General features: G+C 53.2%; 13 protein-coding genes, 1 riboswitch and 1 other annotated feature. Of the genes, 5 read left to right on the forward strand and 8 right to left on the reverse strand.

Annotated elements, in window-relative coordinates; all coding sequences use genetic code 11:
- Positions 1-111: 111 nt before the first annotated feature.
- The 3 genes from EVJ23_RS10900 to trhO form a co-directional block, all read right to left on the reverse strand.
- Positions 112-1335, reverse strand: coding sequence for a PucR family transcriptional regulator (locus EVJ23_RS10900; RefSeq protein WP_131465989.1), 1224 nt, complete (start codon positions 1333-1335; stop codon positions 112-114).
- Positions 1336-1438: 103 nt separating this feature from the next.
- Positions 1439-1864, reverse strand: coding sequence for a divergent PAP2 family protein (locus tag EVJ23_RS10905; protein ID WP_070329193.1), 426 nt, complete (start codon positions 1862-1864; stop codon positions 1439-1441).
- A 117-nt stretch (positions 1865-1981) separates the two neighbouring features.
- Entirely contained in the window at positions 1982-2923 is a 942-nt protein-coding gene (gene trhO, locus EVJ23_RS10910; RefSeq protein WP_070329194.1) for an oxygen-dependent tRNA uridine(34) hydroxylase TrhO, read from the reverse strand.
- A gap of 223 nt (positions 2924-3146) precedes the next feature.
- On the opposite strand from trhO, the gene EVJ23_RS10915 reads away from it, so the two are divergent.
- Positions 3147-3779 carry a TVP38/TMEM64 family protein gene (locus EVJ23_RS10915; protein ID WP_131441650.1) on the forward strand — a complete coding sequence of 211 codons (633 nt, stop codon included), beginning with the start codon at positions 3147-3149 and terminating at the stop codon, positions 3777-3779.
- 36 nt (positions 3780-3815) lie between these two features.
- Here the strand turns inward: EVJ23_RS10915 and EVJ23_RS10920 are convergent, their stop codons facing one another.
- Positions 3816-5099, reverse strand: a complete 1284-nt coding sequence (locus EVJ23_RS10920; RefSeq protein WP_131458566.1) for a Na+/H+ antiporter NhaC family protein — start codon at positions 5097-5099, stop codon at positions 3816-3818.
- 71 nt (positions 5100-5170) lie between these two features.
- Positions 5171-5266: riboswitch (SAM riboswitch) on the reverse strand.
- Positions 5267-5364: 98 nt separating this feature from the next.
- The gene (locus EVJ23_RS10925; protein WP_236633531.1) at positions 5365-7044 is read right to left on the reverse strand and encodes a GGDEF domain-containing protein; all 1680 of its coding nucleotides are present in this window, start codon (positions 7042-7044) and stop codon (positions 5365-5367) included.
- Positions 7045-7200: 156 nt separating this feature from the next.
- Positions 7201-7412, forward strand: a binding site (T-box leader).
- A 53-nt stretch (positions 7413-7465) separates the two neighbouring features.
- Between EVJ23_RS10925 and argS the strand changes: the two genes are divergently transcribed.
- Positions 7466-9148 (forward strand): arginine--tRNA ligase, encoded by a 1683-nt coding sequence (gene argS / locus EVJ23_RS10930; protein WP_131465991.1) that lies wholly within the window; start codon positions 7466-7468, stop codon positions 9146-9148.
- Between the two features lie 40 nt (positions 9149-9188).
- Here argS and EVJ23_RS10935 read toward each other — a convergent pair whose 3' ends face one another.
- Positions 9189-9767: a metallophosphoesterase family protein gene (locus tag EVJ23_RS10935; RefSeq protein ID WP_070329198.1), complete on the reverse strand. Its 579-nt coding sequence runs from the start codon at positions 9765-9767 to the stop codon at positions 9189-9191.
- A complete protein-coding gene (locus EVJ23_RS10940; protein WP_034780837.1) occupies positions 9764-10255 on the reverse strand; it encodes a YajQ family cyclic di-GMP-binding protein in 492 nt (163 codons plus the stop codon). The genes EVJ23_RS10935 and EVJ23_RS10940 overlap by 4 nt, the downstream gene beginning before the upstream one ends.
- A 69-nt stretch (positions 10256-10324) precedes the next feature.
- Between EVJ23_RS10940 and pulA the strand changes: the two genes are divergently transcribed.
- Positions 10325-12319, forward strand: a complete 1995-nt coding sequence (gene pulA / locus EVJ23_RS10945; protein WP_131465993.1) for a type I pullulanase — start codon at positions 10325-10327, stop codon at positions 12317-12319.
- A gap of 15 nt (positions 12320-12334) precedes the next feature.
- Here pulA and EVJ23_RS10950 read toward each other — a convergent pair whose 3' ends face one another.
- Entirely contained in the window at positions 12335-12499 is a 165-nt protein-coding gene (locus EVJ23_RS10950) for a YycC family protein (RefSeq protein ID WP_016509685.1), read from the reverse strand.
- A 139-nt stretch (positions 12500-12638) separates the two neighbouring features.
- Here EVJ23_RS10950 and EVJ23_RS10955 point away from each other — a divergent pair, with 139 nt between their 5' ends.
- Positions 12639-13430, forward strand: coding sequence for a hypothetical protein (locus EVJ23_RS10955; protein WP_131465995.1), 792 nt, complete (start codon positions 12639-12641; stop codon positions 13428-13430).
- Positions 13431-13532: 102 nt separating this feature from the next.
- On the forward strand, positions 13533-15656 hold the full coding sequence (locus EVJ23_RS10960; RefSeq protein ID WP_070329201.1) for an MMPL family transporter: 2124 nt from the start codon (positions 13533-13535) through the stop codon (positions 15654-15656).
- Positions 15657-15869 lie beyond the last annotated feature (213 nt).

A 15869-nucleotide genomic window follows, 5' to 3' on the forward strand; every position in this document is an offset into this window, starting at 1 on the left:
TGCTGACACAATTTGTTCACACCTCTAGTATAGACCCAAGTGAAATCGCTGTCTTTAGCATGGATTCTAAAAGCGACAACCCCCACTTTGTGATTTTTCACAAAGTGGGGGTCAGTCGTCTTGACGATATTGTCCGGCCTTGATCGCTAAATAAATAGCGGCCCGTTCCGGGAGCGAGACTTGGGTGATGCTCGTCAGTTCTTCGATCCGTCGAATCCGATACAAGACCGTGTTCGGATGGATATGGAGGTGGGCGGCGACTCGTTTGACGTTCCCGTCAAAATAGAAATACCATTCAAGCGTCGTCACGAGTTCGGTGCGGTGGACTTGGTCATACGCTTGCAACCGTTCGATCGTCGGGTGCGTCTCGAGGCGCAGGCCGATTCGTCTGGACAAATCGGGGACGAGTTGATAGATGCCAATTTGTTCGAACGCCCGGGCACTAGCGAGCTCGAACGGGAACTTCCGGCGTAGCGATGTGACCCGTCTTGCTTCCTCGGTCGCGGCATAGAGCGTATCGCTTTCGAAGAAACGCCCGCTAATCCCGAGGCGAGGTTCGGCGTCAGTGAACTTGTCTTGAAGCTGGGTCTCGAAGCGACCGGCCCACTGGAGGAGGGCGCCCTCTTCTTCAGACAGCTCGGACTTCATATAATGCCAGACGAGCAGTTGTTGGCCGTCGATAGCGTGGAGGACGACCTCGATCGCTTCTTGTGTCGCAAGCGCATAAAATAACCGCTCAGCGAATTGCGGAGTGATCGGCTGCAAGCAGTCGATGATCGTCAGGCGACTCGCGACGGCAATCGGGGCAAGTTCGTTCAAGCGTTCCCGATGTGCGGAAGCGAGGTATGGCGAAGCGAGCACTTCTAAAAAGAAACGCTCGAGTTCGGCATCGATGCGACGTTCGTGCATGGCGATCGTCATGAGCAGTTTCTTGGCGATACTTGCCCCTTCCTTCAAGACGGTGAGCTCCTGCTCGGAGAAAGGGGTCGTCCGGGCCAGGCTCCAAATGTAGCCGAGCACGTCTTCTTGCTGCTTGATGACGACGGCGGCGCGCTCGCCTAGACCGATGGCCATCCGGGCCGGGATGACGACAGGCTCGTCTCGGTCGATCAGCTCTTGCAGGATACCGCTTTCCCACAAATCCTCGATGACGGCTTCCGGGACGCGACGGCCGATGATGGTCGCAATCCTAGCCGGGTCGGTCGAGTCGGGATGCGTGCTATAGGCGAGTAGCTGATGGTGGCGATTTTCGATCGTGATCGGTGCGCGGATCGCTTGCCCGATCGCTTCGGCGAGCGTGTCGAGTGATTCATATGATTTCTGTAAAAAAGGCATGTCGATTCCTCCTCTCTATCACTATACCGTCTCTGTTGTGAAAGTTCACAAAAAGATGGACAGTTTTTGAGAGGGGACCGACATGCCTGGACATGTGTATCGTTTACATTGGGAAAAATAGTCCGACGACGAGGCCGAGCAATGCGCCGACGATGACTTGGTACGGTGTATGGCCGACGAGTTCGTTCAAGATCGGCGTGTCGTGCTTGATCCCTTTAAAATAGTCGTTCAATAGACGGGCTTGGAAACCAACGGCTTGACGGACGCCGGTCGCGTCGTACATGACGATCGTCGCGAACGTGAGCGCGAGGGCGAACATGCTTGAGTCGAGGCCTTCAGCCCGGCCGATCGCGGTCGCGAGCGCGACGACGGTCGAGGTGTGGGAGCTTGGCATTCCGCCTGAGGCGAACATAATTTCAAGTTCAAAGTCACGTGTTCGAATGAGTTCGGTCACAAGTTTGGCCGCCTGGGCGATAAACCAGGCCAGTATTGCGGCGAGTAACGGTTCGTTAAAGAGCAATTCAGTCACTTCCTGTCTGACAATAGTATCTACACTATACCCGATTCCATGCCGCGCTAGACGTAAAGTTTCTGTCAAAAATAGCGTCGCGGGCATTTGCCCGCGACGCTATTCGGTCGATTTTTGTTACCCGACGACGCCTTCAGTCTCTTGAAGTTTTTCCGCGATGTTCTCGATGATAAAGCGGTTGCGTGGATGCTCCTGACACTCTTTCGAGCATGAACGCATCTGTTTCGGCTCACACTCTTCACAACAGAAGTGTTGGGCGTTACATACCGGGTTGGCACAATTAACGTAACGGACCGTCTTCGTTCCGCAGTGCATACATGCTGAAACGACTGACGGATTGACCGTGTTGACCGGGACGTTGATGCGCTCGTCAAAGACGTAAAGCTCGCCGTCCCAGTTTTCACCTTGCGTCGCTTCGTCCTTGCCGTACATGGCGACGCCGCCTTTTAAATGGAAGATGTTGTCGTGACCTTGGTCACGCATATATGCGGTAAATTTCTCGCAACGGACGCCTCCGGTACAGTACGTGAGAAGTGTTTTCCCTTCGTAGAGGTCTTTGTTCTCCTCGAGCCAGTCTGGCATGTAACGAGAAGCCTCTACGTCGATTTTGATCGCATTTTTGAAGTGACCAAGATCGTACTCGTAGTTGTTACGAACGTCGAGGATGACGACATCATCGCGATTCATCATCTCTTTCCATTCTTCCGGTTCGAGATACGCACCGTGTTGTTTAGGCACGTCGAACTCGCCATCAAAGCGCCACGTCACGAGCTCTTGTTTGTGACGTACAAAGATTTTCTTGAAAGCATGCTCTTCGACTTCATCGATTTTGAACTCGATGTCGCTGAAGTATGGATCGGCTTTCAAGTCGTTCATGTACTGTTCGGTTTGTTCCCAAGTGCCCGAGCACGTCCCGTTGATTCCTTCGGAAGAAATCAAGATACGTCCTTTGATCCCGAGGTCCTTACAATACTTGAGGTGTTGTTGTGTCAGTGTTTCTGGGTCCTCGATGTTGACGTACTTATAGTACAGTAAGACCCGCATTGGTTTTGTTTCCATGTTATTGCTCCCCTGTGTTCAGTTTTTTGCAGGAAAACGAACGTTGGGTTGTGTCGTTCGACGAATGAACTTGCCTGCAACCACAAGTCCATTATTATATGATAGATATCACAGTGAAATTTCGCAAATACTTTTTATTTTTTTTTGAGGAGGGCAGGGGGATGCGTCCTCTTGAACGAATTCGGGTAAAAGGTAGTAACGAAAGCCGAAGGTGGAAACTGAGATGCTCACATCACTCCAACAATATATATTGAACATCATCGAATGGCTCCAAGGACTGCCGGGAGGTCCTTGGGCTGGACTCGGGGCCCCGTTCCTGGAAGCGATTTTCCCGTTCCTCCCGCTCGTCTTGATCATCTCGGCGAACGCGGCTACGTATGGCTTCTGGCTCGGTGTGCTCTTATCGTGGATCGGCAGTTTGGCAGGGACGCTCCTCGTGTTCGCCGCCGTCCGATACGTGTTCCGCAAACCGATGACGCGTTGGCTCGAAAAACATAAACAGGGTGTCTATTGGCTCGATCGCATCAACCATATGAGTCCAATCTCGCTCGGATTCTTATATTCGTTGCCGTTCATCCCGGTCAGTTTGATCACGTACTTACTCGCCTTGATTCAAATGCCGCTCCGGACGTTCGTATTGGCGGCCGGATTCGGGAAACTGCTCGTCGTCGTCATCTTCTCGGTCATCGGTGATCAGTGGCAAGAGTTCATCCAAAGCCCGTTCCGCTTGTCGATGCTCGGCTTGCTCTTGCTCGTATTGTGGGCGATCAGCCGGGGTCTCGAAGAACTTCTCAAACGGCGCGCTTTCAAAAAACGGAACGAAGAGCTCAAACGTAAACGTGAAGCGAGAACATAAAAATCCTCGAAGGCGACCGCCTTCGAGGATTTTTGCTTAGTTGGTTTTTTTGAAACGTGGGAAGTTGAAGACGATCGCCAAGCCTCCGCAAATGAACAGGAGGAACGGATAGAACATATACGGGACGAGGGCGGGGGACGCCGTGTTCGTCAACTCGGCGGCGATGAGGAGCTGCGCCCCGTAAGGCAGAAGTCCTTGTACCCCGCACGAGAAGATGTCGAGTACGCTCGCTGACTTTTTCCGTTCGATGTCATACGTATCGGCGATATTCGCGGCAAGCGGGCCTGCTACGAGAATCGAGATCGTATTGTTCGCCGTCGCGACGTTCGTCGCACTGACGAGCCCGGCGATGCTCCATTCCGCACCAGCCCGGCGTTGAATCCGTGACGTGAGTGCGTCTCGTAAATAGGTGAGTCCACCGTTATGCGAGATGAGTCCGACGAGTCCGCCCATGAATAACGTCAAGAGCGAGATCTCGGCCATGCCCATCATGCCGTCGGCCATCGCCGTGACGTAAGACGTGACGGCCAAGCTTCCGTCAATCAGCCCGATGATGCCAGCGAGCGCGATGCCGCCGAGCAAAACGAGGATGACGTTCAGTCCGGTCAAGGCGAGGACGATGACGGCGAGATACGGAATCAACTTGTACCATTCGAACGCGGCCACTTCAATCGTCGACTCTCCGCTTGAGAGAACGGCTAACAGGACGGTCGTGATGATTGCGGCCGGGAGCACGATCCAAAAGTTGGTCCGGAACTTGTCGCGCATGTTCGTCCGTTGTGTCCGGACGGCGGCGATTGTCGTATCCGAGATGAACGACAAATTGTCTCCGAACATGGCCCCGCCGACAACGGCCGCGGCCGCGATTGCGATATTGACCCCGCTCTCTTGATGGATGCCGAGCGCGATCGGGGCGAGCGCGGCAATCGTACCGGTCGATGTGCCCATTGCCATCGAGATGAAAGCGGCGATGACGAACAGTCCGCTCAGTAAGAGTGACGGTGGCAGGAACGTCAAGGCCGCATTGACCGTCGCGTCAATCGCACCGATTGCACCGGCGACGTTCGAGAACGCACCGGCGAGCAGGAAGATGAATATCATGATCAAGATGCCTGGATTACCGGCACCTTGGGCGATGCGCTCAACGGTCTGAGTGACGCTTCCTTTCGTCATCATCGCAGCGACAATTAAAGCGATCAACGCCGCGATCAGCACCGGGAACTTGTAAAAGTCGCCATAATAAATACCCGCCCCGATGAAGAAGACGAGGAAGACGAGCAAGGGCAAGAGCGCCCATTTGTTAGCTGTTGGTTGTTCCAATCGATTCACCTCATTTCAAAGAATAGAAAAAAAGAGCCTTCCGAAAAAGGCTCTCTCTGTAAGAGACACCCTTTTCATCTTTCGAGCAGAACGCTCGCTGGATTTGGCACAGGTTACCCGCTGCCGAGACATCTAAGGGCCAGTCCCTCCGTCTCTCTTGATAAAAAGTCGTCATGATGTAGTTGTTAGACACGTTTCCTAACGTACCTGTTTCAAAGCGGGTTGTCAACAGAAATCCCCCTGCGCCAGTGGACGCGGGGGGAAGTCATGTCGTCAAAAAGTTGTAATGGGCGACGCGGTTACGACCGGCGTACTTGCCGCCGACGTAAAGGGCCCGGTCAGCGTTACGGATCGTATCGTCAAGCCGTTTGTCGCCGAACGCTTGAATCGTATCGACACCGATCGAGGCGGTCACGGGAATATCGACCCCATCGACACGGAACGGCTTATCTTCAATTTTCTGCCGAATCCGTTCGGCGATATCGACGGCTTGGTCGACGTCGCAATGATTGAGCAGCAAGATGAACTCCTCGCCCCCGTAACGCGCCGCAAAGTCATCGGTCCGGAGCATTTGCCGGATTCGCCGCCCGAACTCTTGGAGCACGCTGTCTCCGACTTGGTGACCGTGCGTGTCATTGATTTTTTTAAAGAAGTCGATGTCGAGCATCGCGACCGAGATCGGGTACATCGAGCCGTCCGAGATTTGTTGAATCCCATACTCGTAGAATGCGCGCGCATTGGCGAGCAGCGTCAAGCTATCGGTGCGGCTTTCCGTGTATAGGCGGTCGCGCTCGTGGCATCGGCTGATCGTTCGGTTGAACGATTTCAACAGTTTTACCATCTCGTTTTGAATGATGGGGGGATAGCCATAGACGTGTTCACCAATCATGACGATACGTGTGCGAATCCCGTCAATCTCTTCTGACTGGACTGAGATGAAGCTGTGGTAATCGTCATGAAACGCATCTGACAACGCTGCGTCCCATTCGAAGCGCATCTCATAATCGACAGACTTGGCGTGTGGATGGCGCGCTTCCATCAAGTCGAAGACGAGTGGACGGTCGATCGGCTGTCGCGTCAACAAATCGAAATAGAGCGTTCGGTCGAACAGGACGAACTCGACAAACCCTTTATCATATTGGTTGAGGCGCTCACATTGACTCAAGAACACTTCAATCGCCTGGGCCTCGCTTTGAGATAGGGAGACGGCCTCTTTCGCTTCATCGTACTGTTCGATCAATGACTTGAACGCGTCTTGGCGCCCTTTTTGAATCATCAACCGCTTAATAAAGAACGTGAGGGCGGCCGCGATGCTGCTGACGACGAGCAAGTTCGTCTCACGGAAGAACGACGCGGCGAAGATGAAGACCAAACTGACGATGTACGTGTAAAACGCGATGCTCAAAAAATCACGGACCGGGATATCGACGCGGAACCACCAGCCGACTTGATACTTCTGGACGACCGTGTTCAAAATTATGGCAATGATCAGACCGACGAGCGGAACGAACGAATCCTGCGAATAGAAGCCAAGACCAGTTTCACCTCCGAGGGCCAAGTAAACACTTGCCGGGATGGCGATTTCTAAAAATGACGTGATCGCGTTCCAAGGATAAGTGAACCGAAAGCGGCGGAGCGCGACGCGCGGTTTTAGGTTGGCGAACTGAAAGACGAGAAGTCCGATTTGGTTGACGAGGAGCGCCGTCTCAAAATCAAAGAATAAAAAGATGATGAGGACGATACTTTCTGAAAACGTGAAATAAATGCCTTTTCGTTCAATCGAGTCCATTTGGAAAATGACGACGAGCAGCGCGATCAAGATGAACGGAAGCGGCTCGATCGCCGGAATATCAAGAACACCGGTTGTAAACAAGGTGATGGTCAGTAAAACGATCAAACTCCAAATGCTCCAACCGAGGACGGACATTTTGCGAAAATGATTCATAGTTCCCTCCTGTGTGGGAAAAGTCTTCTCATATGTATGGTAGGAGATTCGGCACGGTTGCGCCCAAGTCCTGCCTATTCATCATAATGGCTGAATTCTAGCATTGAGTCTACATCAAATATCCTCTATAATGAAGTTGCTTTTCAACCACATAGACGAAAGTCGATGAAAAAGAGAGTAACGATCGTTTAGTCAACAAAGCGACCTAGGGATTGGTGAGAGCCTAGGCTGACAAACATCGCGAAACGCACTTTTGAGATGCTATCCGAAGCGAGTAGGCGTAGCCGGGGGCCCCCCGTTATCACCGTTAAAGTGGTCTGTGTAAAACAGGCAAGAAGAGTGGTACCGCGGGCCAACCCGTCTCTTTGCATCTGTGCAAAGGGCGTTTTTTTTATGACTAGATTTGAAGGAGGAAATTTACATGAGTTATGAACGCAAGTATGCGGAGGCTCTGTCACGTGTCATCGGTGACGAACTCACGCTCGACCAGATTGAGGCATTGATTGAAAAACCAAAACATGAGGCACACGGGGATCTCGCGTTCCCATGCTTCCAACTCGCCAAGGCGTACCGGAAAGCGCCGGTCATGATTGCGACTGACATCGCCGGTGAATTGAACGACGAACTGTTCACAAAAGTTGAAGCGGCCGGTCCATACGTGAACGTCTTCTTGAGCCGTGGCGTCGTCTCGCAGGAAATCATTAACGTGGTTCTCGACGAGCAAGCGGATTACGCGACGCATGCAACACGCAACGAGACGATTGTCACGGACTTCTCATCACCGAACATCGCCAAACCGTTCTCGATGGGGCACTTGCGCTCGACGGTCATCGGTAACGCCATCAACCAGATCGCTCGCAAAAACGGCTATAACGTCGTCGGTGTCAACCATCTCGGTGACTGGGGTACACAATTCGGGAAACTCATGGTCGCTTATAAGAAGTGGGGCGATGAAGAAGCGGTCCGGGCAAATCCGATCGCTGAGCTCTTAAAGCTATACGTTCACTTCCATGAAGAAGCGAAAACCCAACCTGAGCTTGAAGACGAGGGCCGTGCTTGGTTCAAAAAGCTCGAGGACGGTAACGTTGAAGCGACCGAACTGTGGACGTGGTTCCGTGACGAGTCGCTCAAAGAGTTCCAAAAAGTATACGATCTCCTCGGTGTCGAGTTTGACAGCTTCCACGGTGAAGCGTTCTACAACGACAAGATGGACCGGATCGTCGCCATGCTCGAAGAGAAGAACCTGCTCGTCGAGAGTGAAGGGGCGATGGTCGTCTCGCTTGAAGACGAGAACTTGCCACCTTGCCTGATCACAAAGAAAGACGGCGCGACGCTTTACGCGACACGTGATTTGGCTGCGGCCGTCTATCGTCATGAGACGTACAACTTCGTCCAAGCGAACTACGTCGTCGGTGGCGAGCAGGCGCTCCACTTCAAACAGTTGTTCTCGGTACTCCGCAAGCTCGGTTACGACTTCGTCGACGGCATGCACCACGTACCGTTCGGCTTGATCTTGCAAGAAGGGAAGAAGATGTCGACACGTAAAGGCCGCATCGTCCTACTTGAAGAAGTATTGAAAGAAGCGATCGAGAAAGCGCAAGCGAACATCGAACAGAAGAACCCTGAGCTTCCAAACGCAGAGAACGTGGCTCGTATGGTCGGCGTCGGCGCCGTCATCTTCCACGATTTGAAGAATGAGCGCATCAACAACATCGAGTTCGACCTCGACAGCATGCTCAAGTTCGAAGGGGAGACGGGACCTTACGTGCAGTACACGAACGCACGGGCGAACTCGCTCCTCCGTAAAGGCAACTACGACGGTGCGACGTTCGCAGGTGCGGACGACGACCACACGTGGGGCGTCGTGACGATGCTCAACGCGTTCCCACACGTCATCACGCGTGCCCATGAGCGCCGTGAGCCGTCGATCATCAGCCGTTATGTCCTCGACTTGGCGCAATCGTTCAACAAGTATTACGGCCACGTCCGTGTGCTTGAAGAAGATGCGGGCAAACAATCGCGTCTCGCGCTCGTCAAAGCCGTGACGATCGTCTTGACGGAAGGACTCCGTTTAATCGGTGTCCAAGCTCCAGAAGAAATGTAAATACGACAAAAGGGACCTGCGAAAGGTCCCTTTTGTTGTGTCACGCCTTCATCCGCGTGACTGTTCGCGTCTTCGTATCATACAGACACCATTCTCGGTCGAAGATGACGGCGCCGACGTTGATGACGTAGCGCTTCTTCTTCAACTTGAACGGTGTCCCGATTTCCCAGGGAATCGAGCGGCCTTTCCGGTAGATGCCCGGAATATGACTATGCCCGATGAAGACGAGCGGGTACTTGCCTTTTTCGACGATCGGCTCCCAGTCGGCGCTCCACTCGATTTGGTGACCATGTAAGAACAGCGCCTCATCGAGTGTCGTCTGTTCAGGCAATAATGAGATGCGGGTCTTGACAGGGTGCGACACGATGAGCACTTCGTCAATCCGTTCTTCTTGGTTGCCGCGCAGGCTCGGGAACGTCAAGAGCGCCTCGTACTGCTCGTCAAACGTCATGACGTCAGAGACGTCATGAAACCGTTCGTTGCGCCGTTTTTTGCCGATATGGCACTCGTACAAGTCGCCGAGGCAGAGGATGTGCTCGGTCTCGCGCCTGACCGCCTTGAGGACGGCTTTCAAATCATCAAACGAACCGTGCGGGTCACTGATGATGGCGAGTTTCATCGGTAGTTCGTGAACTGGGCATCGACCGATAACTCGAGCTCACGGACGAGTTGCATGACCGCTTGTAGGTCATCCCGTGACTTGGCCGTCACACGAATTTGATCGTCTTGAATTTGCGATTTCACTTTCAACTTCGACTCTTTGATGGCGTTGTTGATCTTCTTGGCATCGTCTTTGTCGATTCCGCTCTTCAACTTGACACGTTGACGGACGGTACCGCCGAGTGCGCGTTCGATTTTTTGATAGTCGAGGTTTTTCGTCGGCACACCGCGCTTGATCAACTTCGAGATCATGACGTCTTTTAACTGTTCGAGTTTGTAATCGTCATCTGAGACGAGGACAAGGTCACCGTTATCGAGTGACATCTCACTCTTCGACCCTTTAAAGTCGTAACGGTTCAAAATTTCTTTTTCGGCGATTTGGATCGCGTTTTTCACTTCTTCGAGGTTCATTTCTGACACGATATCAAAAGAATTGTCTTTTGCCATGTTTCATCCATCCTTTGTATGGGTTTTGTTATAATGATAGCAGATTTGAAGCAGTGAAGGAGTGAAACGATGGAACATACAATCGATAGACAGACAAATGTAGACTTGGATCACGTTGCATATCATGGAAAAGACCTTGGGGTGACGTTTAAAAGTGAACTCATCCGTCTGCGGGTGTGGTCGCCGGTAGCCGAGCAAATGACAGTGAAGCTTTATCGTACGGCGCGGGCGCGTAAGTTTGATCGCATCGAGCTCGAACGGGCCGAAAAAGGGACATGGATGGTCGAGCTTGACCGGGCGCAATTCGAAGGTCAGTTTTACGTGTTCGAGGCAATCGTTGACGGCAAACGCATCGAATCCCTCGATCCGTATGCGAAAGTCGTCGGCGTCAACGGGAAGCGGGGCTGCCTGCTCGACCCGTCTTCAATCAACCCGGACCATTGGATCAAAGAACGTCCGCTCTTCCACTCTTCGCAAGAAGCGGTCATTTATGAAGCACATGTGAGAGATTTGACGAGCCACCCGGATGGCGGTGTCATGCACCGTGGCAAATTCCTCGGGATGACCGAGGCCGGCACGAAGACGAAAAACGGATACCCGACAGCGCTCGACTACATCACAGCGCTCGGCGTGACCCACCTTCAACTCATGCCGTTCTTTGACTACGGTTCGGTCAACGAGTCGCGGGAAAGCGAGTCGAACTATAACTGGGGCTATGACCCGGTCCATTATTTCGCGGTCGAAGGTTCGTACGCCTCGACAGCGGATGACCCGGCCGCCCGTATCCTCGAATTGAAGGCGATGATTCAAGCGCTCCATGACCGCGGGATCCGCGTCATCATGGACGTCGTGTTCAACCATACGTATGACGCTTTGACGACACCGCTCGGCCAGTTCGTGCCGGACTACTACTATCGGTTGAACGAGGACGGGACGCTTGCCGACGGCTCGGAGTGCGGCAACGATACGGCGTCAGAGCGGGCGATGATGCGCAAACTGATCGTCGAATGTGTCTCGTATTGGGCCAAAGAGTTCATGATCGACGGCTTCCGCTTTGATTTGATGGGGCTGCATGACGTCAAGACGATGAACCAAGTCCGCAAAGCACTCGACCGGATCGATCCCTCGATCCTCGTCACCGGAGAAGGCTGGGATCTCGATACACCACTGGCAGTTCGTAAGAAGGCAAACCAACACAACGCCCATAAAATGCCACGTATCGCCCAGTTCAACGATGCAATCCGGGACGGAATCCGTGGTGACGTGTTCATCGAAGACTTGCCGGGCTGGATCAGCGGCAACGCCGAGCTGACGGCTGACGTGAAGCGCGGGATCGCCGGTGCGGTCACGAGTCAAAGCTTCGCCGATGAGCCGAACCAAGTCGTCAACTACGTCGAATGCCATGACAACTTGACGCTTTGGGACAAACTTGCCGCCGCTAGTCCTGACGACAATGAGACGACGCGCCGTCGCCGTCATCGTCTTGCGACGACGATCGTCCTGCTCAGTCAAGGCATTCCGTTCCTTCACAGCGGTCAAGAGTTTTTCCGCACGAAAGACGGGGACGAGAACAGTTTCAAATCGGGCGAGGTCATCAACCGATTGGACTGGACCCGGGCCGAGCAAGAGACGCCGAGCGTCGAATATGTGAAAGGCTTGATCAACTTACGCAAACAGTATCCGTTGTTCCGTCTCGAGAACACCGAACAGATTCGAAAGCACTTGCGTTTCTTTGACGAAGAAGAAGGGATAATCGCCTACGAACTTCATCGTCACGTCGAAGGTTATGTCGAGCGTCATCTCGTCTACCATAACGGACGCGAAGTACCGGTCGACGTGAAGCTGCCAGCAGGCAAGTTCGAAGTTCATGTCGAGGATCATACCGTCAACTTGACGGCGCCACGCCTCGTCGAAGACCGGCACCTCACCGTCGCGCCGCTGTCGACGCTCGTCGTGACAGAACGCCGTCCGGATTACAGCAAGTACGCCGTCGCCGGTGGGGCTGCGCTTGCCATTCTTGGACTCTGGTACGTCGCGAAAAAACGGAAGAATAAACAAGGGTAACAAAAAAAGGAGACGTCATTCCGTCTCCTTTTCTTCGTTCGGCTCGGTCTTAGATGCTTCAAGCTCCATCATCTTCCGAACGAGGATATGTTTTGGCATATGCATGAGTTCTTCAAGCGGTACGTTCAACTTTTTGGCAAGCTCGACCGCCGTCTCGGGAGACAGTTGTAGTGGGCGCATGTGGTTTCTCCTTTCTAAATTCAGGTTTGCTACAGCCAGTATACAGCAAAAACGGACCGAGTGAGAATGTGTCGTGTGAACACATTCAAAATCGAAAAACCGTTCGGTCGTTGCTAAGCTGAAACTAGGAAGTGATCAAATGTACAAACAAGTAGCAGACTATCAGTTTCATCAGACGGTTGAATGGTTAGAGCGCGTCGGTGGAGGATGGATGTTGTATTTGGCGCAAACTGGATTTGTCTTTTTCGACGAAACGTTCCAAATCAGATGGGAACTCGAGTGGAAATCGGCACCTTGCGCACTATATATTGAACCACATGGAAAAAAAGCCGTCGCGCTGTTCCGAGACATGCAAACGTATGGAGTCATTGATTTAAAGCAAGGCATGATGGAGTGTCACCCAATCCCAAAAACGTTTCATGACGATTGGTTCAGCAATTTATGTCATTGGCGAGGAGACGATTTATTTCTCTACTCGGCGGAATCTGACATCGTGGCGTTAAACATGACCGACCACACGTTCCGCTATAGCCGCTATGAGGAGACGCCGGAGTTTGGCGCCATCATTGAGTTAGCCTATCATCCGATTTATGATTTTGAGCGATTCACGGCCCCGGGCCTCGTCACGCTTTACGATGAATTGAATCAGCAATTCATGGTCGAGCAGGTCGAAGCGGGTGAACGATGGACGATTCCTTACGGCGGCGATTATGATACGGTTATCGTCGACCAGGTCGGTGCGACGACAGCGATTACGTCGATGACGTCGTTCCAGCTGTTCAAGCGTGACCGTCTGCTGTTTGCTTCTGACGTATGTGCCGACAGTGAATTATTGAAAGTGATGTTGCTTGATGAGTCGGGAGACCGCCTCGTCGTATTATCGACGCCTCGACGATTTTGCCATAGTTGGCTACAAGTGTTCGAGCGTTGACGTTCCTGGACCGAACTCACGGTTCAGGATTTTTTTGCGAAGACTTGATGAAACTCGTGCGAAACGGGAACAGTCTTCTTAGATGGAGAGGGGTGGACTTGGATGGAACGGTTAGGTAAAAATTTGGTGCGGTGGCGCTTTTGGGTGGTCGCCGTGTGGACTGTGTTATTAGCGGTCTCGATTTACTTCGGATTGCAGTTGCCTGGGGAATTGCGAGGAAACGGGTTTGCGGTTCAAGATGGCCGCTTCGCGCAAGTGGAGGACACGTTGAACGATCGGTTCGACCGGGCCGGCGCTTCGATGATCGTCTTGCTTGAAGGCGGTGACTTAGAGACGGTCATGGCCGAACAAAAAACACGGCTCGAATCTGTTTCAGGCGTCGATGGCGTCATCACGCCAGCGGAGAACCCGGACGCGCGTTCAGGTGACGCCGCGTACTTCGTGCTCGAGTTCGAGGACCAGGAAGCGGCCGAGGCGGCGATTGCCGACGTTCGTGCTGAATTGATTCGAGATACGGACACGGAAGTCCGGTTGACCGGGGAGCCGGTCTTTGCCCAAGATTTGAACGAGGCATCGAAAAATGACTTGATCCGGGCCGAATTGATCGGGATCCCGGTCGCGCTCGTCGTCCTCCTGCTCGTCTTCGGGACACCGCTCGCCGCTTTCATGCCCTTATTCGTTGGACTGATCACGTTCATCGTCGCGGCGGGATCGCTCTTCTTCTTCACGCAGACGATGGAGCTATCGATTTTCGTATTGAATGCCGTCGCGATGATCGCGATTGCGCTCGGGATCGACTTCTCGCTCCTGCTCGTCAACCGTTACCGTGAAGAGCTCGCCAAAGGACTGTCACGGGAAGCGGCCATCGTCCGGACGGTCGCGACGGCAGGTCGCTCGATCCTGTTCTCAGGACTGTGCGTCTTCGTCGGGCTCGCCGGACTGTTGTTCATTCAAGTCGATGTGTTTCAAGCGATCGCGCTCGGTGCCTTGATTGCGGTCGCGGGTGCCGTCTTATCGGCGCTCACGCTCTTGCCGTCGGCGCTCTATATCGTCGGCGATGCCATCAATAAAGGACGTCTCATCAGAACGAACGAGACGCGCTCTGAAGTGCGCTGGCAAAAGTTGGCCCGGTTCGTCATGAAGCGTCCGGTCGTGATGACGCTCGTCGCGTTGCTCCTTTTGTTGCCGAGCCTTTGGTTCGTCCGCGACTTAGAACTGAACATCCCGGACGCCGATGCGCTCCCGACGTCGTACGAATCCCGGGCCGCCCTCGAGCGGTGGGACGATGTGTTCGGCGAGACGTCGACCGATGCGGTGCTGTTGTTTGAGACGAACGATTTGACCGACTCGATGATTCTTGACGAGTTGACAACCCTCACAGACGAGTTGAATGAAGACCCGATTGTCGACAACGTCACGACGTTCTTGACCGCATCAAACTTAACAGCTGCGGAATTCCAACAGCTCGTTCAAGTCGCCCCGGAACAGCTCGAGGCGTTTGAACGTCTCGTCACGCTCGAAGGGAATACCGACCTCGCACTCGTCAACGTCAGCTTCGACGTGCCGCCGAGTGATAAAGCGGCGCAGGCGTTCGTCCGCGATTGGCGCGACCAAGGCTTCGACGTCGGCGGACCGGCCGCCTTCAACGAAGAGATCTATGAAGAGATTTACGACAGCATCCCCTATGCGGTCGTGACCGTGATTTTAGCGACGATGGTCATCCTCATGTGGGCGTTCCGCTCGATCTTGATTCCGATCAAGGCGATCATCATGAACGTGCTCGGACTCGGGGCGACGTTTGGGTTATTGGTCATCATCTTTGAGTCGGGCTACGTCTACGACGCCGAGACGATCAGTATTTTGACGCCGGTGTTCATCTTCTCGCTCGTTTTCGGCCTGTCGATGGACTACGAGGTGTTCCTCGTCTCACGGATCGAGGAGTATTACCGCGAGACCGGGGATAACGACTATGCGACCGAGATGGGGCTCGCGAAGACGAGCAAGATTATCACGTCGGCCGCGATTATCATGATCGTCGTCACGGGCGCGTTCGCTTTCACCGGTGTCAGCCCGATCAAACAGCTCGGGGTCGGTATCGCGCTCGCCATCTTCATCGATGCGACGATCATCCGGATGTTGCTCGTCCCGTCCTTGATGAAACTGTTCGGCGACTGGAACTGGTGGTGGTTCGGGAAGAAGGATTTACCGAAACGTAATCTACACTAAATGTACATTTAATGAAATAGTCGCGAGAGTATGTTAAAATAGTCTCATGATTACGCGCAATTTGGGAAAGGAAGGTCTTTATGGACACCGAGAGGACATGGCCTCTGTTTCAATTGCCGGACTTCTAGCGTTGAGTTTTTACAGACGAACATCGATGTAAAAAATCAACAAACGGAAGATCGGAGATGGAACAGATGGAACCGCGGCTACGAC

This window comes from Exiguobacterium sp. SH1S1 (assembly GCF_004337245.1).
Classification (GTDB): domain Bacteria; phylum Bacillota; class Bacilli; order Exiguobacteriales; family Exiguobacteriaceae; genus Exiguobacterium; species Exiguobacterium aurantiacum_A.